The organism is Agromyces sp. Root81, from assembly GCF_001429165.1.
Lineage (GTDB): Bacteria > Actinomycetota > Actinomycetes > Actinomycetales > Microbacteriaceae > Agromyces.
This window is the reverse complement of record NZ_LMIR01000002.1, coordinates 658,910-676,882: the sequence shown is the minus strand read 5'-3', so window position 1 is coordinate 676,882 and position 17,973 is coordinate 658,910. Positions and strand designations below refer to the sequence as shown.

The window sequence follows — 17,973 nt, the reverse complement described above, 5'->3', positions numbered from 1 at the left end:
AGCCGGGGCGAGTGGCAGACAAGCTTCTGCGAACTCATGTGAGGATGCTGGAGGCGATGGAGGAGTCCGCATGTTGACCTAGACGGCACCGGAATCGCCAGCAGAGGGCCGATGATAGCTCGCATCCAGAATGAACACGCGAACGCTTTCGCGGACACTATCGGCGAGCGCGTCGTGCGCCGCAGCGAGTCGCTCTTCGATTACGTCTCGCGCTACCGCGAGCCCGGACCTCTTGCGCGGATCCTGATCGGACCAGCGGCCGCGATCGAACCAAAGCACGAGATATACACCGCCCGCTCCTGGATGATCTAGAAGATAGCGATTCACCAATTGAGTCTCGAGCGCGTCGAGGAGTTCGGCGTTCCAAGATCCTTTCGTTTCGACAACGACGGTTAGAGTTCCCTCACCGCGGTCTGCGTGCTCCGATCGGATCGCGTCAATCCGAAGGTCCGCTCGCTCTGGAACGCCTGAAGGTTGATTGCGGCGCACTTGCACCTCGCGGTTAACGACGACGCCGTTCGTCCCAATCTCTTGTAACAGCGCACCGCGGATGTAGTCAGATATCTCGTCTTCTGTTTTTGGGCGTCGCGAATGCGTATCCCACAACAGATGGGACTCTGGTGTGTCCGATTGCAAGCGCAATTGAATGCGTTCGAGACCCCATAGAACCAAGCCCAGGAGGTCGTGTGGACTCCGAACGAGCCATGCGTCCGCTCGGCTGGCGAGGTCCAGAAGTTGGCTTCTGGTCAGAGGGCTCCAGCTTTCGCGACGGAAGTTCGCCTCTGCTTGGAGGAGCGACGTTGACAGCCAATCGAGGTCCGGTCGTTCGCGGGCGATGGTTCGGACGGCCTCCACGGAGGCTCGAGTCCCACTTTTGATAAGGCGCTTCAGGAGTGAATCGCGCCATCTGGCCAGTTCTTCGTGTGACCCAACCATGTGCACGCCGTCGAAGCTTGGATCATCGTCTACCGGGAATCGACGCAGAGTCCACATAAACAGAATCGCAAGTCTCGATTCATCGAGGTCTGGAACGGGCGCGTGGTGACCGAGACTCAACAGGATGTCGCCCAACAGATCGGGCTCATCATCCATAAGGCGGGCCAGCGCGTTCCACGCGTGGTCCGCCTGCTGACGAAGAAGCCGAGCACCAGCGTCGATTCTGCTTTGTCGCGTTAGTTCCCTATCAGAGAGGCGCTCGTTCAGGACGCTCGAAATTGCTGCTGGGGCTTTCGCGTCGAATAGATCCAGAAGTTCGGACTCAGTCTCGTGTGCAAGCCCGGCCACTACGCGATCAAGAAGCTGCAATTCGAGTGTCGACGACCAAAGTTCGCCAGCCTCAAACGTTAGGAATGACCGTTTTCCAGACGCAGACGCTGCATCGATGAGAACCAATGCCGACGCCTCGAGCTCAGTTCGGGCGTGCACACTCGCCCTACGCAAGAGTTCGGCCTTGTTGGTCCGCGCATGTTCATCGCTTAGCGCAGCCCATTCGACGACAATTGGGGCCCATTTCCGCCATGACTGACCATCCATCTCATCAAGCGCCCCTGGCGATTCATGGTTAAGAAGTACAAGCGCACGGTACCCCGCCAATGCTGGGTAATACAGGGTGTTTGTTCCAAGCCATCTCTCTGGCTCTGGGTCGCCAGCGGCGATGTACAGCGTGGCCGCCGCGATCATGAACTTCTTAGTTCGCTCCGTGAGTGAGCCCCACCGTAGATGTTTCGTTAGGTCGGGCTCGTGTTCGTCCCAGTATTGGTCGGTGCCAGGCCGGACGGTTAGGAGTCGGGCGGCGACCCAGAAGGCCTCGAGGTCGCCCTGAGAAGCTGCCTCCGCAAGTTCCTCGATCCGCGGCCCAATCCACGAGCCCGAGTGATCCTTCTTGTTATCGCTCTTCCGTGCCATGCGCCGGCGCGAGCGTGTATGAAGGCCCCTCGCCGCAATCGCCTCGGGAGAAGTGAGATCAATCGAGCCCGTCCAACGTTCCAACACCTCATGCACTACCGGGTGGTCGAACGGGAGCGAAAGGAGAAGCCCAGAATGGCTGAGATCATCTGGTCTGAAGATATGAGTGATAACTGCGCCCACGCGCTGGCGCATAGGCGGCTCAAGGTCCGGGTACGCACGGACAAGTGATGGAAAGTCATCCGGCACGAACAGGGGTTTCCCGGTGGTTGGATACAGTGCATAGAAGCTGTCTTCCTCTGCAAGCGCCGCGACGACGGCTAGTCCCAAGCGAAGTCTTGCTCGTTCCGTCAGACTCTCGAACTGCTCGCCCAACAAGGAAACATGCGATTGGAGCAGCGCTTGGAAGATGTTCGCAACTGCCTCAAGGACGAGATCATCGTCGAGCTGAATGAAGGCGAGATCGAGCAGCGAACTCGCGAATCGTTCGAGGCGCGAGTCGTCTCCCAAGCCGGGCTGTCCAGCTAGCCAACGGAGGCCTGGGAGCACATCTTCAGGGCGGAGTCCAGCGGCGAGCTCCGTGAGGAGCAGGTACTTGAGGCCGAAGTTACTCCTGCGCTCGAATGGCCCAAGAATGTCGAAGACCTCTCTGGTCGAGATTGCCTTCGGCCAAGAAACAAGGAGGGCAGCTGCCTGGAGTTCCTCGTCGATCGTCGTATCTCTCCGTAAGAGGTCGAGAAGATCTTCGACTGCGTCCGGAAGGTCTTTCGTTAGGTCGTAAACGGCCATGGCCGCTGCCGTGCGAAGGTAGATTTCGCGATGCTGTGCCTGAGTCAGCCGAATCAGCGCTGGTACCAGCGAGGTTTCTCGCGTGCCGCGGGCGATGTCGATGATCACATGATCTACGTCATCCAGTTCGCGGAGCAGTTCTGCTTCTAGGTCGTCTTGGAGACCGGCATATTGAAGCGTGGAGTAATCAGATTCGAAGTCGCGTGCGAGTCGTCCTGATTTGACGGCGACTAGTACTCCGCGAACGACTAGAGCGCGAAGGCCCTCGGACGGAAGCTTGATCCCTCCGAGGAACGAAGCAGGGTCCGCCTGTATCAACCACTCGAATGCGGGTCCGTCTAGTGCAGCGGCCCAGACGGCCGTATTGCGAACCTGCGGGTAGATCCGACCGTCCTCGAAGCAGAGCAATTCGCGGAGCCGACGCTGATCGAGCTCGAGCTTTGCAAGCCAGCTTGCGGCGGCGAACTCCATAAAAGTCGCGTGCGCCCATCTCAACTGACCCGCACCGTTGCCTGCAAACAGTCCAGTTCTCAGCGCTGCTGCGATCTCTGAGTTCTGGACCTCGCCAAGAGGAGTCTTGGACGCGACTAGATCATCCGGTAGAGCAGCATCTTCTGGGGCCTCAGCGAATGCTCCAAGCCAGTACCTGTTGGTACCGCTAAAGACCGACACCGCCGCGATCCAAGCGGCTACATCCAATTGTCTCTTGGCTGAGATGGGTTCGGTGAAGGCGTCGCGTCGGTTCTGATCGGACTCGTCGGCCAAGGCAAGGAGGCCCCGTTCGTAGATTTCTACGGCTTGATCGGGGAGGGCGCCATCGACTTCGTATTGGCGCCAGAGAAGCTTCAAGAGGAGCGGTCGAGCAGCGAGCGGTACTACGCGCGCGGTTTCGATGGCCGATAAGAAGGTCTGGGCGCGTCGGTCATCCGGGACGAGTTGCTCGGCGTCATGGCGTCGCAATGGAAGCAACTCATACATCCCGACATCGCCGAAAGCGGACCGAAGGCCCTCAAGTAGCGACGGCGGCCAGTCAGCTGTCCGACAGGCCACCCTTAGAACGAGGCGCTCATTCGGCCATTGACGCAGGTACGAGAGGATCAGCCGATGTGCAGTTCGGTGTTGTGTGCGCGCTTCATCCAAGCTGTCCAGGATGAGACACAAGGTCTCTTCGGAAGCCAACCACTCAGAGATTTCCGGCCCCTTGAAGACCACGTCTTCCATTCGGTCGAGAGTTGGAAAGTCTGAGAGGTCGAACCGTGCGACCTGAGTAGCCCCGGCCCGAACCCCCGTTAGCGTGCCGGCTCGCAACTCTGATGACTTTCCGATTCCTGGCTCGCCGAGAAGTACCACCGCCTGCTCTTCATCAATCGCTTGGGACTGTGTCACATCGGGGTTGCGACTTCTCCCACCGAACCATTCGCTGAGCGGATCAACGAGCCAACCCGCGCTATCGAACGAGACCTCCTGCATGGGTGGGGCCCAGAAGCGTTCTATCGTCACAGAATCACCCTGCGGCCTCGGGATGCACCCGCGGGTGTCGGCACGCCGAAGACGGAGAGAGATCCGACGACAACGGTCCTTCGGTGAATGCCGACACGGGACATCCTTTGGACGCTCGACGCTAGATCTCGGCCTCTCCAACGCGGTCAGTCCTGCCCGTACACCCACGCTGTCGTGAACCGAGATGACCTAGTGCGGTTGACACGCCTCGGCGGCCCTATCCTGCCCTGCCCCGTCGCCCAGGTGGCAGGAGTCCACGATCCCGAGCCTTAGTGACCCACCCCTGCGCCGTCGACAGTGCGATGCCATTGATCTGCGCCATCGTCGAGCTTGGATTCGAATCGCCCTGCTGTGTGAGCCGGCCGTGTTGCAGCGCGACAAGCTCGTAGAAGTCGGGGTCCTTCTTCGGATCACCCAGCGGCTTGAGTAGATCCCGCTCGCTCACCTTCCGTCCCGACGGCAGCACGATCTTGCCGCCCGTGATCGTCTCGGTGCGTTTCATCGCGAACAGGCGCTTGTTGATCGCCGCCTCGATGCGTGCGGTCGGCAGTTCACGGAGAAGCTGGCTGGTGACAGGGTCGCCCGGGCGCCACGGTAAGTAGATCACTCCGGTGATTCGGATCTCTTCCGGCACGGCGTACAGCTGGCGCTGCAGCCGGATCATCACCCTCGTATGTGTTGCCGTGTGCTCGATGTATCGCCAGCGACCCTCGATCGTCTCGTTCTTGTCGGAGGCACGTTGCGCCTCCTGCTGCGACTCAGTGGTCACGCCGTCGTTGTATCCGAGCGCCAGGTCGATCTGCTCGCTCGCGTCGTCGTCGCGCTCGCCGGGGAACCGGTTGGGCAGGTACCAGCCTTCGGGCAGGTCGTCTGCGACGAGCAGGTCGTCGTACGACTGGTCACCGGGGCGGGGCGTCGGAGCGGGCATGCGTCGAGTCTAGCCACTCAACTCAGGTACTTGCCGAAATGCGCGATGTGATGATATTCTCAGGTACTTGCAAATAGCCGCGCTTGTGTCGGCGTGCACCAGATGCCAGCACGGAGGCGGAGTAGCCGAAGGGATGCACCATGGTCGACACCGCGCTGAGGGTCGAGTATCTGAACCGCATCGAGGCGGCCGCGCGGTGCCGTGTTCCGGTCTCGACGTTCGACAAGCTTCGTCATGACGGGCTGATCCCCGAGCCCGACGCGCATATGGGCAAGCACCTGCTCTGGAGCGCCGACACGATCGATGACCTGCTCGCGCGGGGTGGAACGGAACCCTGATGGCCGGGCGGCCGAACCGGGATACCCCGAGCCGTATTGATCCGAGAACGGGCCGTCCGCTCCCCGAGGGCATCCGCTGGCGCGCCGACCGGCAGAAATACCAGATCCGCGTCGTCGGCCCGAGTGTCGAGGGGGGCGCGGCCGAACGCTCCCGCACCTTCCTGACGCTCGCCGAAGCCAAGCGCGAGCTCGCGAAGCTGGTTGCCGGCCGCAACCCGAACGGGTCGATGACGCTCGAGCAGTGGCACGAGAAGTACTGGCCGGCGATCGAATCTTCGGTGCGGCCGGCGACCGCGCGCAGCTACGGCGTGGGTTGGCGGCTCCGCGTGAAGCCGAGCCTGGGCCGGCACCGGCTCGAAGACATCACCTCGCCGATGATCGAGTCGGCGATGGTGGCGTGGTCGGGCGGTGCATCCGCGAAGAACGACGCACTCGCCGTGCTCTCACGCCTGCTGGATGGCGCGCGGCGCTCCCGGTTCATCGATCACAACCCGGCCCGCGAGGTGAAGCGGCCGAGCATGCGCGAGTCGATCTCACCGGTCTCGCGCGCCCTCACGCTCGACCAGATCGGAACGCTCCTCGACCTCGTACCCGAGGGCGCCTACCGCGGCTACCTCGCCGCGCTCGTCTACACCGGGATGAGGGCGGGGGAGGCGACCGCGCTGCGCGTCGGCGACGTCGATTTCGAGCGAGGTGTCATCCACGTCAGTCGCTCGCTGAGTCCTGGTCAGCATGGCGAGCTGATCGAGCAGTCGCCCAAGAGTCACAAGTCTCGCGACGTCCCGTTGATCGACGCGCTGCGCCCGTACGCCGTGACCGCGGCGAGAGGTAAGCAGGCGAGCGACCTGCTGTTCGCCGGACCCGACGGCGGCCGGCTCACCAACCACAACGCGCGACGAGGCGTCGACTGGGAGACGCTTCGCGAGGCGATCGGTCGGCCCGATCTGCGCATCCACGACCTCCGGCACACGTTCGCGACGATCCTGTTCGATGCCGGCGCAAGCGCTCCCGACGTGCAGGCGACGCTCGGGCACTCGAGCCTGCAGGTCACCGAGCGCTACTCGCGTGCCCGCGAGGGCGTTGCACTTCGTGCCGGCGCAGTCCTGAACGATGCCCTCAGGAGTGCGGGCGACGAACCGCCGAAACGAACCGGACGGCGGCCCCCTGCCGACCTTAATGGCACATTAATGGCACAGCCTCACCGGCATCCAATCGAGATCGCCCGCTGAAACCAGAAAACCCCCGGTTACCCGGGGGTTTCAATGGTGGCTCCGACGGGCGTCGATCCCGTGACCTCACGATTTTCAGTCGTGCGCTCTACCAACTGAGCTACAGAGCCTCAGGGCGCATGCGCCCTGATAAGGAGAAAGCCCCTTCTCTCGTAAGGGAAAGGGCTTGTCGCCTGAGCGACCCTGACGGGACTTGAACCCGCGACCTCCGCCGTGACAGGGCGGCACGCTAACCAACTGCGCTACAGGGCCTCGTGGTGTCTTGCAACACCTGAGTATTCAATTGTATGTCGTGCTGTCGTGCAGTGACCCCAACGGGATTCGAACCCGTGCTGCCGCCGTGAAAGGGCGGTGTCCTAGGCCACTAAACGATGGGGCCGGAGGGCGTTACCTGGGGCACGCCCGCCGACAGCCAAGCATACGTGCAGTCTGCCCAGATGGCAAAACGAGGGTCGCGGATGCGTCGGGGCCCGCCACGCGGCATCCGCGGACATGCGCTCGAAATGCCCGGAATGCGCCGGACTCCCGCCTATCGTGGGGCTGCCAGTGCCCGAACCGAGAGATGAGGAGCGCGGGGACCCGAGCCCGCGTGGACGGGGAATGATGTACCGCACCGCAGACCGAACGCCCACTGCCCGAGCTCGGACGAGCCCGGCCGCGAGCGGCGCCGGGGGAACCCGGCGACCCCGCACGGCGCGACGCCTCGTCGCGATCGTCGCGATCCTCGCCGCCGCGCTCGTCGTCCCGGTCGTCACGCCGCTGCAGCCCGCGTTCGCCGCGACGTACCCGAGCTGGGACGAACTGCAGGCCGCGAAGGCGAACACCGCGGCCGGCGCTGCGGCGGTCGAGCAGGTCACCACGCTCATCGCAGAGCTCGAGGCGAACGTCGAGTTCACCCGGGCCGAGGCCGAGCGGCGCACCGACGAGCTCTTCGTGGCCCAGCAGAAGTACGACGAGGCCGTGACGCGGGCGGACCAGATCCAGGCACAGGCCGATGCCTCCGAAGCGGAGGCGCAGACGGCCGAGACGAACGCCGGTCAGGTGGCTGCGCAGCTCTACCGGTCCGGTGGCAGCGACGCCGGCGTGAACCTCTTCCTCGACGCCGGCGACGCCAAGGCGACCGACGAGCTGCTCTCCAAGCTCGGCAACATGGAGAAGATGGTCGAGCGCACGTCGAGCATCTACGACCGCGCGCAGGAGAAGAAGAACACGGCGGAGGCCCTGAGCGGCCAGGCCGAAGTCGCGCAGGCCGAGCGTGAGAAGCTGCGCATCGCGGCCGAGGCCGCCCTCGTCGCAGCACAGGAGGCGCAGGCCGCCGCCGAGGCGGCGCTCGCCGAGTCGCAGGCGAAGAAGATCGAGCTCGAGGCGCAGCTCGCCTTCCTCAAAGACACGGAGGCGAAGACGACCGCCGCGTACGAAGAGGGCGAAGCCATCAAGAAGGCCGAGGAAGAGCTGCGTAGGCAGGAGGCGATCAAGAACGGATCGCCCGGGGCCGTCGCGGGTTCGGGTTGGGCGAAGCCGGCAGGTGGCTGGCTGAGTGACGGTTACGGCTCGCGCGCGGTCATCTGCGAGGGAGGCTACTGCACGAGCCCGTTCCACTACGGCCAGGACATCGCGACCGGATGCGGGGCGCCCATCTACGCGGCGAACAGCGGGGTCGTGACCTTCTCGGGGTACTCGGGAAGTTACGGGAACTTCATCAAGATCGACCACGGCGGAGGCATCTCGACCGGCTACGCGCACATTCGCGACGGCGGCCGCTTCGTCGGCACCGGGGAGTGGGTGTCGGCCGGGCAGAACATCGCCTCGAGCGGTTCGACGGGCGCCTCGACGGGCTGCCACCTGCACTTCGAGGTGTACAGCGGCGGCAGCCGCATCGACCCGTGGTCGTTCATGGCCGACCGGGGGGTCTACCTTGGCTGAGAATCGCACCAGGCCGGTGTCGCGGGTCAAGCCCGCGACCGTCTTCTCGGCGGTCGCCGTCGGCGCCGTCACCGCGTCGGTCGTGGCCGGCGGCGGCCCCGCCATGGCCGAGCCCGATTACCCGTCGTGGAGCGAGATCGAGCAGGCGAAGACCAACGAGGCCACGAAACAGGCCGAGATCGCCCGCGTCGGCGACCTGCTGGCCGGCCTGCAGCAGGTGGCGGATGTCGCGGTGCAGGCGTCGCAGATGGCCGATGAGGCCTATCGCATCGCCATCGACGAACGCGATCGGGCGGCCGAACGAGAGCAGACGCTCGCGAAGCAGGCCGACGAGGCCGACGCCGTCGCCGAGATCTCCAAGATGCGAGCGGGCCTGCTCGCCGCCCACCTCGCGAAGACCGCAGGCAACGACCTGACCTCCGAACTCGTCTTCTCGGGCGACGACGCCGACGGCCTGCTGAAGCAGCTCGGCATGGCGTCGAAGCTCGGCGAGCAGTCGCAGGCCGTCTACGAGCAGGCGATCGCCGACCGCAACACCGCCGACGCCCTGCGAGCCCAGTCCGCCCAGGCCGCTGCCGAGCGCACGCGGCTCGCGGCGCTCGCCGAGTCGAAGGCGATCGAGGCGCAGGCCGCGGCCGAGTCGGCGATGGCAGCGGTCGCGGTGCAGGAGCAGCGTTCGGCCGAGCTCTACGCGCAGCTCGCGACGCTCAAGGACACGACGGCCGACCTCGAGCGCGAGCGTGTCGAAGGTCAGGCGCGCGAGGCCGCCGAGGACGCGCTCGAGGCGAGCCGCCCGGCTCCGACCCCGCCCTCCGGCGGTGGTGGGGGCGGCGGCAACGGCGGCGGCACGCCCGCGCCGAACCCCGACCCGGCGCCGCCGAACGCGAGCGCCGTCGAGACGGCGATCTGGTTCGCGAGCCAGCAGCTCGGCGAGCCGTACGTGCTCGGCGGAGCGGGTCCCGACCGTTGGGATTGCTCGGGCCTCACCCGCGCCGCATACGGCGCGGCCGGCATCGGCATCGGCACGCACTCGGCCACGAACCAGTACCGCACGCTCGCGGGCCGCGGCAAGGCCGTGTCACTGTCGCGGATCCAGCGCGGCGACCTGCTCTTCTGGGGCTCGGGCGGCGACTACTACCACGTCGCCATCTACCTCGGCGGCGGACGCATCCTCGAGGCGCCGCGCGAGGGCGTACCGGTGCGCGAGTACTTCATCTGGGGCAGCCCCTCGGCCGCGGCGCGTCCCGCCGGCTGAACCGGATCGCACGCAGAGAAGGGGCGGGCCAAAGGCCCGCCCCTTCTGCATCGCGGATATCGTGCGCTCGCGGCATCCGCTCGCGGCATCCGCTCGCGGCATCCGCTCGCTTCATGCCGGGTCAGTGACCGGGGAACGCCTCGATCGCCTTCTGGATGAGCGCCTCGGCCTCGGCCGCGTTCGCCCAGCCCTCGGTCTTGACCCACTTGCCGGGCTCGAGGTCCTTGTAGTGCTCGAAGAAGTGCTCGATCTCCTTGCGGGTGAACTCGGGGATGTCGTTCACGTCCTGAATGCCGTTCCAGCGCGGGTCGCCGGCGGGCACCGCGATGACCTTGGCGTCGCCGCCGCCGTCGTCGGTCATGTGGAAGACGCCCACGGGGCGGACCTTCACGCCCACGCCCGGGAACAGCGGGAAGTCGAGCAGCACGAGCACGTCCAGCGGGTCGCCGTCGTCGCCGAGGGTGTTCTCGAAGAAGCCGTAGTCGGTCGGGTAGACGAACGTCGTGTAGAGCACGCGGTCGAGGAAGACCCGGCCGGTCTCGTGGTCGACCTCGTACTTGTTGCGGCTCCCCTTGGGGATCTCGATGATGGCGGCGTACTCGCCCATGCTGGTTCTCCTTGTGTTGGAAGGCGCTTCTCGAAGCTTGGCCCGCGGCCGACCCGGTCGGAATCGGGCGCGATCGGCGGAATAAGGTTATCTCTCGACGTCTGCCCGGCACGAATGACGTGCGACGCCGCGACGGCCGAGACAACGACGGTCGCCGCCAGCACCGCGGCGGTGGTACACGATGACCGAGCGTGGCGGATGCCAGGCGACACGCGAGGGATTCTGCTGCACGCGGGATCGCGGCCACGCCGGGCGACACATTGCACGCGGCGTCAACGGGATGATCCACAAGACGTGGGCGCGCACCTACCGCAGCGGTGGCGCGCGATGAGGCGCGCGAAGACCGTCGAGCCGATGCCGCTAGACGGTCGAGGTGATGCCTCATTCACCATCGGGTATCTCTACGCCTCGATCGAGCGAGACGGACGAATCACCGTCGACGCCTGGAATGAGGCGATCTCAGCAGCCATCGAAGACCGCCACGCCTACACAACCAACGAGGGATGACAATGACCATGACGACACCTGACATCGATGTCTTCACGCTGCTCGACCCGTCGGCAGCCCCGACGAGCCTGCTCACGCTGCAGGGCTACGTCGACGCGACGGGCAAGACCGAGCGCACCGTGCGCCGCTGGCTCGCCGCGGGCGAGCTGCCCGGTGCGGAGCTCCGCGACGGCGCATGGATGATCCCGGCCGACGCTGTGCGCCGCGTCGGGGGATCCGCCGAGGTCGCTCGCATCGGTGGTGACAGTCAGGTGACAGCACCTGTCAGCCTCACGAGCCTGCTCGACGAGCAGCCCGCGCTGCTCCCGCTCGACGTCGCCGCGCGCCTGCTTGGTACGTCGGAGTACTCGATCAAGTCGAACCGCGACATGTTCGACGTACGCCGCATCGGGCGAGGGCTCGTTGTCCCTCAGCGCGTCGTGCGCGAGCTGGCCGGCCTGTAGACCCGAAACAGGCCCGTGAGCCCCGCCTCCCAAATGGAGGTGGGGCTCTCGGCTTCTATCGAAGCATGCACACCGACGACGAGCTCCTCACCGCCTACGCGACGTTCCGCGCAGCATCCGGTCACAAGCGATCCTCGATCGCCTACTCCGAGGGGCAGGTGCGGCGAATGCTCGTGCGGACAGGCAAGACGCTGATGACGGTGGCGCGCGAGGATCTCATCGGCGCGCTGGCGGTCGATGTCGCCCCGCACACCAAGCGGCTCATGCGGTCGGCATACCGAGGCGTGTACGCGTTCCTGCAGGACGAGGAATACCGCACCGACAACCCCGCCGAGCGGCTGCCGAAGCAGCGCGTGCCGCGGCGCGAGGCGCACCCCGTATCGACCGCCGAGCTGCAGGCGCTCCTCCTGTCGAGCATCCACCAGCGCACCCGGCTCTACGTCCTGCTCTACGCGTACCAGGGCATGCGCGCGGCCGAGATAGCCGCCGTCTCGTCCGGCTCGATCGACTGGCAACGCCGACGCATCCTCACCCTGAACGCGAAGGGCGACGTGCTCGTGTGGCGGCCACTGCACCCGATCGTCTGGGACGAGCTGCAGTACCACCGACGAGACGGGAACCTGTTCCCCGGCGTCTCGGACGGGCACGTGAGGCCGGCTACCATCTCGACCGTGCTCGCACGGGCCCTCCGGCGTGCAGGTATCACCGGGCATCGACCACACCAGCTCCGCGCCTGGTTCGCGACCCAGCAGCTCGAGGCCGGCGTCTCCGGGCCCGTCGCCCAGGCGAACATGCGCCACGCCGACGCGAGCTCGATGAAGTACTACTACCTCCCCTCAGAGAATGCGCTGCGCGCTGCGATCGAGACGCTGCCGCGCGTGCACGTGCCGCGCAACGGAAAGCGGGGCGCGACGTATCCGCGCCGCGCCCCGTTAGGCTCGCGATCATGAAGAGGCTTCTCCCCATCGCTGCGGCCGCACTGCTACTCGCCGGATGCAGCAGCGCCCCGCCACGGCAAGAGGTGGTCGATCGCTTCCTCATCGAGTTGGATGCCGCCACCGACGGCCTCCTCACCGCCGACACCCCGATGATCGCTGAGCTCGCCGAGGGTGTCGCTGACAATGCACTGGACGGGATGTGCGGCTCTGATCCGTACCGCGTCGGGTTGGAAGACCCGTCGCTCGTGTACGCCTTTGACGTCACGTGCTTGACCTACTTCGAGGGCGACATGACGAAGGCGCAGGTGGACGCCGTCAAGGACGCCATCACGCAGAGGGTCGCCGAGGACGCTACCGACGTGGGTTAGCCAGGGCGGTGCCCAGGCCGACCGCACCGAGCATGTTGCCAGCGCTGATGATCGCCGTGCCGTACTCCGGCATTTGAACGGCGACCACAGGGCCGGCCACGAGGGCGGCGATGCCGAGCAGGTAGAGCACGCGGCGCACGTTGAGAGGCAGCAGTTCGGGCGCGAGCTCGGCGTACGCAACGGGCGCGAGCTCGGCGTACGCAACGGGCGCGAGCTCGTACGAAATCGGTTCGTCTGCGGCGTGCTTCGGGCTGGTCGTGTCAGGTGTCGTCATGGTGTCATGCTCCTTCGGCGAAGAGGTCGGATAGGTCGGGCGGGCCGGGTGGTGGTGGTGGCTTGCCCTTGTAGATGTGGTCCACGAGATCTCGGTTCCACGCCCACAACTTGCGGTTGAGATCCTCGAGACTTGATACGCGGCGCATGAGATGCACGAGCAGCGTGACGCCGGCCGCGCCGAGCCCGCCGAGCACGGCGAGCAGGCCGAGCGCGAGGGCTTCGGTCATTCGGCGACGCCGAAGTGCCGGCAGAGCTGCTTGTACGTCGCCCACGACACCTTCGTCACATCGTGAAGCGGGGGCAGCGCCATCGCATCGGTGCTGCCGGCGGCACGCATCGTGTCGATTGACGCCTTGTACGCCTCGTAGTCCTCTCGGCTCGTGAAGTGCGACTTCACTCCCGGGTACATGTGGACGACCGTATCGGTGGGTGCGACCATGACTGCTTCGGCCATGCTGATGCCTTTCTGTGTGATGGGTGTGGTGCTGCCACCTGCGAGGCTGGATGATTCTCGGGCGGCACGGATGTGGGGTGTCGGGTCGATGACCGGCCCAGTCCACGGGAACCGAGACGAGGGCGCGAGGGTCAGGTGCGCGTGCGGACCCTCGCTGAGACGCCCGGTGTCGCCGAGCGCCCCCCACGCGCCGCCGACGGGGATGAACGCGCCGACAGGTGCACCGAGCACGTCGAGGTGTGAAACGCCGGCGAACCCGAACGGGCTGTCGACGACGACGACGTACCCGAGCGCGGAGTCGTACTGCGACGTCACGACGGTTCCGCCCGTCCACGCCGGCACGATGGTGCCGGTCAGCCACCCGGCGACGTCGAGGCCGCGGTGCGGGTTCGGGCGGCCTTCGGTCGCGCCGAACGGGTCGCGGAAGTGGGACTCTGCGTAGAACTCGGCAACGCTGAGCATCAGGCGATCCCTGCCGCCGCGAGCCGGGTGTGAATGTCCTGCATCTGTTCGGATTGGTGTCGGACGACCAACTGCAATGCGACGACGTAGAACTCGTAGTTGATCGAGATCGGTAGGCCGAAGTCATCGGAGTCGGGGTCGATGTTGGTCGGCACGAACTCTTCGAGGCCGGCGTCGATGAGATCCTCGGCGATGAACCCGACTCGGACGGGTGCGGCGTCGCCGAGCTCGGCGACGTCGCTCTTGAGGCGGTAGGTGACGGGCATGATGCCGAGGATTCGGGCGGCATCTTCCTGCCACGGCTGGATCTCAGTCTTGAATCGACGTGAGGAGGGCGGGATGCCCATCCATCCGCCGTCGCCGGAGTACACGGACGCGTAGTTCGTCGACACGGTGCGGTTTCGGGTGCCGGGCGAGTAGATCTGCCCGTTGTGCTCGATGTTGCCCTGCGCCGACAGTTTGCCCGTTGCGCCGAGATCTCCATTCACGGTTCCCGCGCCGAGCTCGGACACGTTGTGCGTGTGGCCGGCCGGCGATTTGCCGGCGAGCCCGGTCGTGAGCTCGGTTGTTGAGGGGACGCCGAGCGCGGAACGGGCGTCGGCCGCGGTCGTCGACCCGGTGCCTCCCTTCGCAATCGGCTGGACTGCGTTCGTGCGCTGCGCGATGTAGTCGCGCGTCTTGTTGTCTTCGTCGTAACCCTGCCGCACGCTCGCGGTGCCAGGCACGACGTCCATGCCGGCCGCTGCAGCGTCGTCTCCGTTTGCCATCAGATACCACTCCAATCAAAGGTGTTCCAGGTCATGCCGACCGGGATTTCGAGCCACGAGATGCCGGGGTCACCGAAGATCCACGCGTCGGGCGGGGTGTCGGTGAGCCCGCGAGACTGCACCGTCATCTCGTCGTCGTCGAGACGCCACTCCACCGAGGCGATGAGTCCCGTCTGAATCGGGGTGTCGGGCAGGGTGATCGTGATCGGCTGGCCGGGCTGCGCCTGGTACTGCGAGACAGCCGACGCGGTGATCTGCCGCCCCATCCCGGCAGCGCGCTTGACGATGTACTTGGCAAACCCCGTGCCGGTGTAGGCGCGGCGCAGCTCGACGACGCGCACGCGGGTATGGTCCGGCTCGGCGTACCAGTCGTAACGCACGGTGGGCGTGTCGGTTTGGTCGTTCCACCGGTACACGACGAGCGCGGCGTCGCACCAGTCCGAGCCGTCGCGAGAGATCGTGTCGTCGGCTTCGGTCGTGTTGAGGCCGACGGCGAGTTGTGTGTGACCGTCGGCGATGTAGCCAGCATCGACGAGGAACCACTGCCGCTGCTCGTTGCAGTAGAGGCGCAGCCCAGCGGTCTGGAAGATCGGCTGAATGAAATCCCACGCCGACTCGCCGGGCTCCCAGTCGAGCATCTGCGGCGACCGGTCGATCAGGGCTGCCCGGGTCGATGTCGAAGCGTTCGCCGCACCGGTCCACGCATACGCATACTCTTCGGTGTCAACCGTCGCGCCGTCGAAGTAGTCGACTGCAGTGTCGCCCTCGGCGGGGATGATTGCCCCGAAGTCGAGTGTCTGCCCGGCCGCCCACGACCCGGCCGTGTTGTAGACGTTGAACCCGTACTTCGCGGCAGTTGCGGGCTGCTCGAACGTGAGCACGAGCCGCGTCCAGACGTTCGCGGCAAGCGCCGTCGCGGGGCCTGAGATTGCAGCCACGGTGGCATTGGCCGCGGTGAGTGTCTGCGCGGTCAGAGCGACGGTCTTCGCGACGGATGCGCGCACCCAGACCGCGATGGTCGCCTTCTTGCCCGCGGCGAGCGGGATCGTGTCGGGACCGTACGTGGTGGCCGCGCCCGTGTTGCCGTTGAACCAGAACCCGCCGGTCGCGGTGTTCGGGGTGGAGCGGATCACCTTGCCCTGATGCTCGACTCCGGGAATCTGCGCCGCGAGCCCGGCGATGGACCCGGTGCCACCGCTGCTGGTCGTGTACCCGGCGATGGGACTCGCCGCCGCGCCGGTCGGATTCTTCAGCGGATTCGTCGCATCCGACAGCACCCGGAACGGAGTATCGACCGTGCCGGGCTCGAGCGCGGCGCCGATTCGGGCGAGGATTACGGCGTTGATCATCGCGCGCAGGGAGTGCTGGTAGGCGAGCGCGTCACGGTTCGGCGTGTCGGCGAGCAGGACGTCGTCCTGCACGAGCGCCTCATCGGAAGCGAGGGTGATCTCGATAGTCCCCGGCCGGTGACCGATCTTCCGGCCGCGCAATCCGAGGTTGAACACTCGCGACTGCGCCGGTGCTGGGGTGAGCGGGTGAGGAGTGGACGTGCACGAGATCTCGATCCGGCGCGCCTCACGGGCGTCGATGAGCTCCTGCACAGCCTCGACCGGGACGGGGATCGTGAGCGTCGCCTGCACATGGGGCGCCCACCCCTCGTCCATCCCGACCTTGCCGCCTGTCGGTGCGAGCTCGTAGCCGGCTCCCTCGAGGAGGGTCGCGGTGTACTCGTGCTCGGAGATCACGGCAGCACCTCACGGAACGGGATCGAGACGAGCCAGCATGCCCGCGTGTCGTCAAGCGCCCGGGTGATGCCGCCCTCGGCGACGACGTAGAGCATGCCGATCGTGCCGAGGTCGGTGTTCGCGAGCGTCCACACATGGGCGCCAGCGTGCGCGACCTCGGCCGCGGCGGCTGGCGCTTCATCGGCGAAGAGCAGTTCGAGACTGCCGCGTCTGGTGCTGGCCGGGCGCAGGGTGATGTCAGGGTCTCCACGCCCGAGGATGTCGTGCGCGATCGTCCGAGCTTCGCGGTTCGTCTGGTACCCGTTCACGGCGTCGGGTGTGACCGTGTCGGTGCCGTTCGAGAGTGTCGTCGTCATCACCACACCTGATTTCCGGTTCGAGTGACGCCCTTGACCGTGACAGTGACGTCCTTCGACAGGCCGCGGATCTTGCGGTCAGCGTCGGACGTGTCGGCCGTGACGCGGATCGTCTTGTCCGGCAGGCCGTACACCTTCTTCTCGATCGCGTCCGTGTCCTGTGTTGCCTGTCCGGTCTCGGCGTCGATATAGATCTGTTTCCCGTCGGGAAGGGTCGTCACGGAATCGCCGAACGCATCGACCTCAGTCGTCGCGCCAGCCGTGTTCTTCGCCACGTCGGCGAGATACCTGGAGTAGACGTCGGCGCGCTCGGCTCCGGCTTCCATCTCGCCGGTCAGTTTCTCGAACGCGGCTGCGCCTTCGAGGGTCTGCGCCGAGAGCCGGTTGGTCTCTTCTCGGAGGTTCCCTCGGCCCGCACCACCCTGCTCGACGAGCTCGTTCAAGCGCTCCTCTTTGTCGGCGAGTGAGGTGCGTGCAGCATCCAGCGCCCAGGTCTCGCCGGCCATCGCCGCGACTGCGGTCGATATCCCGACGCCCCAGTTCTTCGCGTTCTGTTCTGCTTCCTTGAACTTGCCTTCGGTGTCGGTGATGATCGCGAGCGCCTTCGCGGTCGTCACAGCTGAGGTGAGCACCCTGCCGCCGGCCTCGACATAGGCGTCAGCCCACTCGGCTGCAGCCTCTTCCGAAGCTTTCTTCGCGGCGTCCACGTCGGTGAAGCCCTTGATCGCGAGGCCGATACCCGCCGCCGCGACGAGGCCCGCCAACTCGCCCGCTGGACCGAACCCGGCGAACGCGTTAGCCGTGACCTCCTGCAGCGCATCACCGATCGATTCGGCCGAACCATCGAACGATGCCGCTGCCTCCTTCGCGGTGGAGCTTGACTCAGCCTTGATCTCGTCGAATCCATCCTTCGCGCCGCGCACTCCGTCGTCTGATGACTGCCTCATCTTCCGGTAGGCATCGCGATACTCCCGGTCGATCGCGTCGGCGGTCTCCTTCGTCTCACGCTTCAGTCGCTCGGTGGCGTCCTGCGCATCCTTGAGGCCGCGCTCGAGCTGGTCGGGACCGCGCGATTTGCCGAGCTGGTCGGCGGCGTCGGCGGCGTCACCGAGGGGCTTGATGAGCCCGGTCTCGATGCCCTGCTTCGCCGCCTTGGTGTCGGCGGCGATGCCCACGGTGTAGC

The 17,973-nt window shown here is 65.9% G+C and carries 18 protein-coding genes and 3 tRNA genes; 8 read left to right on the top strand and 13 right to left on the bottom strand.

The genetic code is table 11. From position 1 onward, the window contains the following. Positions 1-78: 78 nt before the first annotated feature. Both ASE14_RS20445 and ASE14_RS08240 read right to left on the bottom strand, forming a co-directional pair. Positions 79-4,194: an NACHT domain-containing NTPase gene (locus ASE14_RS20445; protein WP_157372880.1), complete on the bottom strand. Its 4,116-nt coding sequence runs from the start codon at positions 4,192-4,194 to the stop codon at positions 79-81. A 217-nt stretch (positions 4,195-4,411) separates the two neighbouring features. After that, positions 4,412-5,122, bottom strand: coding sequence for a hypothetical protein (locus tag ASE14_RS08240; protein WP_056653347.1), 711 nt, complete (start codon positions 5,120-5,122; stop codon positions 4,412-4,414). Between the two features lie 140 nt (positions 5,123-5,262). Here ASE14_RS08240 and ASE14_RS08235 point away from each other — a divergent pair, with 140 nt between their 5' ends. Then, the gene (locus ASE14_RS08235) at positions 5,263-5,460 is read left to right on the top strand and encodes an AlpA family transcriptional regulator (RefSeq protein ID WP_056653342.1); all 198 of its coding nucleotides are present in this window, start codon (positions 5,263-5,265) and stop codon (positions 5,458-5,460) included. Continuing rightward, positions 5,460-6,689 (top strand): site-specific integrase, encoded by a 1,230-nt coding sequence (locus ASE14_RS08230; RefSeq protein ID WP_056653339.1) that lies wholly within the window; start codon positions 5,460-5,462, stop codon positions 6,687-6,689. Before ASE14_RS08235 ends, ASE14_RS08230 begins: the two co-directional genes overlap by 1 nt. 34 nt (positions 6,690-6,723) lie before the next feature. Here the strand turns inward: ASE14_RS08230 and ASE14_RS08225 are convergent. The 3 genes from ASE14_RS08225 to ASE14_RS08215 form a co-directional block, all read right to left on the bottom strand. After that, positions 6,724-6,799: transfer RNA gene (locus ASE14_RS08225), tRNA-Phe, on the bottom strand. Between the two features lie 68 nt (positions 6,800-6,867). Next, positions 6,868-6,941, bottom strand: a tRNA-Asp gene (locus tag ASE14_RS08220). A gap of 54 nt (positions 6,942-6,995) precedes the next feature. Next, a tRNA-Glu gene (locus ASE14_RS08215) sits at positions 6,996-7,068 on the bottom strand. Between the two features lie 224 nt (positions 7,069-7,292). Between ASE14_RS08215 and ASE14_RS08210 the strand changes: the two genes are divergently transcribed. Continuing rightward, positions 7,293-8,612 carry a peptidoglycan DD-metalloendopeptidase family protein gene (locus tag ASE14_RS08210; RefSeq protein ID WP_235511143.1) on the top strand — a complete coding sequence of 440 codons (1,320 nt, stop codon included), beginning with the start codon at positions 7,293-7,295 and terminating at the stop codon, positions 8,610-8,612. Beyond that, entirely contained in the window at positions 8,605-9,867 is a 1,263-nt protein-coding gene (locus tag ASE14_RS08205; RefSeq protein ID WP_235511142.1) for a C40 family peptidase, read from the top strand. Before ASE14_RS08210 ends, ASE14_RS08205 begins: the two co-directional genes overlap by 8 nt. Positions 9,868-9,988: 121 nt before the next feature. On the opposite strand, the gene ppa is transcribed toward ASE14_RS08205, so the two are convergent. After that, complete coding sequence (gene ppa, locus ASE14_RS08200) at positions 9,989-10,474, bottom strand: inorganic diphosphatase (RefSeq protein WP_056653333.1); 486 nt, start codon at positions 10,472-10,474, stop codon at positions 9,989-9,991. A gap of 327 nt (positions 10,475-10,801) precedes the next feature. On the opposite strand from ppa, the gene ASE14_RS08195 reads away from it, so the two are divergent. The 4 genes from ASE14_RS08195 (at position 10,802) to ASE14_RS08180 (ending at position 12,730) form a co-directional block, all read left to right on the top strand. Continuing rightward, complete coding sequence (locus ASE14_RS08195; RefSeq protein ID WP_157372879.1) at positions 10,802-10,981, top strand: hypothetical protein; 180 nt, start codon at positions 10,802-10,804, stop codon at positions 10,979-10,981. An 8-nt stretch (positions 10,982-10,989) separates the two neighbouring features. After that, complete coding sequence (locus ASE14_RS08190) at positions 10,990-11,424, top strand: hypothetical protein (protein WP_157372878.1); 435 nt, start codon at positions 10,990-10,992, stop codon at positions 11,422-11,424. 65 nt (positions 11,425-11,489) lie between these two features. Further along, positions 11,490-12,374 carry a site-specific integrase gene (locus tag ASE14_RS08185; RefSeq protein WP_056653322.1) on the top strand — a complete coding sequence of 295 codons (885 nt, stop codon included), beginning with the start codon at positions 11,490-11,492 and terminating at the stop codon, positions 12,372-12,374. Beyond that, a complete protein-coding gene (locus tag ASE14_RS08180; RefSeq protein WP_056653319.1) occupies positions 12,371-12,730 on the top strand; it encodes a hypothetical protein in 360 nt (119 codons plus the stop codon). Before ASE14_RS08185 ends, ASE14_RS08180 begins: the two co-directional genes overlap by 4 nt. Here ASE14_RS08180 and ASE14_RS08175 read toward each other — a convergent pair. The 7 genes from ASE14_RS08175 to ASE14_RS08145 are packed head-to-tail and all read right to left on the bottom strand — an operon-like array spanning position 12,714 to position 17,965. After that, positions 12,714-13,004 carry a hypothetical protein gene (locus ASE14_RS08175; protein ID WP_056653316.1) on the bottom strand — a complete coding sequence of 97 codons (291 nt, stop codon included), beginning with the start codon at positions 13,002-13,004 and terminating at the stop codon, positions 12,714-12,716. The genes ASE14_RS08180 and ASE14_RS08175 overlap by 17 nt on opposite strands. A 4-nt stretch (positions 13,005-13,008) precedes the next feature. Continuing rightward, positions 13,009-13,233: a hypothetical protein gene (locus tag ASE14_RS08170; RefSeq protein ID WP_056653313.1), complete on the bottom strand. Its 225-nt coding sequence runs from the start codon at positions 13,231-13,233 to the stop codon at positions 13,009-13,011. After that, positions 13,230-13,922 carry a M23 family metallopeptidase gene (locus ASE14_RS08165; RefSeq protein WP_056653310.1) on the bottom strand — a complete coding sequence of 231 codons (693 nt, stop codon included), beginning with the start codon at positions 13,920-13,922 and terminating at the stop codon, positions 13,230-13,232. Before ASE14_RS08165 ends, ASE14_RS08170 begins: the two co-directional genes overlap by 4 nt. Then, positions 13,922-14,689, bottom strand: a complete 768-nt coding sequence (locus ASE14_RS08160; protein ID WP_056653307.1) for a tail fiber domain-containing protein — start codon at positions 14,687-14,689, stop codon at positions 13,922-13,924. The genes ASE14_RS08165 and ASE14_RS08160 overlap by 1 nt, the downstream gene beginning before the upstream one ends. After that, entirely contained in the window at positions 14,689-16,434 is a 1,746-nt protein-coding gene (locus tag ASE14_RS08155) for a hypothetical protein (protein ID WP_056653304.1), read from the bottom strand. Before ASE14_RS08155 ends, ASE14_RS08160 begins: the two co-directional genes overlap by 1 nt. Beyond that, complete coding sequence (locus ASE14_RS08150) at positions 16,431-16,790, bottom strand: hypothetical protein (protein ID WP_056653302.1); 360 nt, start codon at positions 16,788-16,790, stop codon at positions 16,431-16,433. Before ASE14_RS08150 ends, ASE14_RS08155 begins: the two co-directional genes overlap by 4 nt. Beyond that, entirely contained in the window at positions 16,790-17,965 is a 1,176-nt protein-coding gene (locus ASE14_RS08145; protein ID WP_157372877.1) for a hypothetical protein, read from the bottom strand. The genes ASE14_RS08150 and ASE14_RS08145 overlap by 1 nt, the downstream gene beginning before the upstream one ends. Positions 17,966-17,973 lie beyond the last annotated feature (8 nt).

Coding starts and splice junctions, on each gene's coding strand:
- ASE14_RS08170 (WP_056653313.1), bottom strand. CDS start 13,233: ATGACCGAAGCCCTCGCGCTCGGCCTGCTCGCCGTGCTCGGCGGGCTC.
- ASE14_RS08165 (WP_056653310.1), bottom strand. CDS start 13,922: ATGCTCAGCGTTGCCGAGTTCTACGCAGAGTCCCACTTCCGCGACCCG.
- ASE14_RS08180 (WP_056653319.1), top strand. CDS start 12,371: ATGAAGAGGCTTCTCCCCATCGCTGCGGCCGCACTGCTACTCGCCGGA.
- ppa (WP_056653333.1), bottom strand. CDS start 10,474: ATGGGCGAGTACGCCGCCATCATCGAGATCCCCAAGGGGAGCCGCAAC.
- ASE14_RS08190 (WP_157372878.1), top strand. CDS start 10,990: ATGACGACACCTGACATCGATGTCTTCACGCTGCTCGACCCGTCGGCA.
- ASE14_RS08210 (WP_235511143.1), top strand. CDS start 7,293: ATGTACCGCACCGCAGACCGAACGCCCACTGCCCGAGCTCGGACGAGC.
- ASE14_RS08185 (WP_056653322.1), top strand. CDS start 11,490: ATGCACACCGACGACGAGCTCCTCACCGCCTACGCGACGTTCCGCGCA.
- ASE14_RS08240 (WP_056653347.1), bottom strand. CDS start 5,122: ATGCCCGCTCCGACGCCCCGCCCCGGTGACCAGTCGTACGACGACCTG.
- ASE14_RS08175 (WP_056653316.1), bottom strand. CDS start 13,004: ATGACGACACCTGACACGACCAGCCCGAAGCACGCCGCAGACGAACCG.
- ASE14_RS08150 (WP_056653302.1), bottom strand. CDS start 16,790: ATGACGACGACACTCTCGAACGGCACCGACACGGTCACACCCGACGCC.
- ASE14_RS08230 (WP_056653339.1), top strand. CDS start 5,460: ATGGCCGGGCGGCCGAACCGGGATACCCCGAGCCGTATTGATCCGAGA.
- ASE14_RS08195 (WP_157372879.1), top strand. CDS start 10,802: ATGAGGCGCGCGAAGACCGTCGAGCCGATGCCGCTAGACGGTCGAGGT.
- ASE14_RS08235 (WP_056653342.1), top strand. CDS start 5,263: ATGGTCGACACCGCGCTGAGGGTCGAGTATCTGAACCGCATCGAGGCG.
- ASE14_RS08160 (WP_056653307.1), bottom strand. CDS start 14,689: ATGGCAAACGGAGACGACGCTGCAGCGGCCGGCATGGACGTCGTGCCT.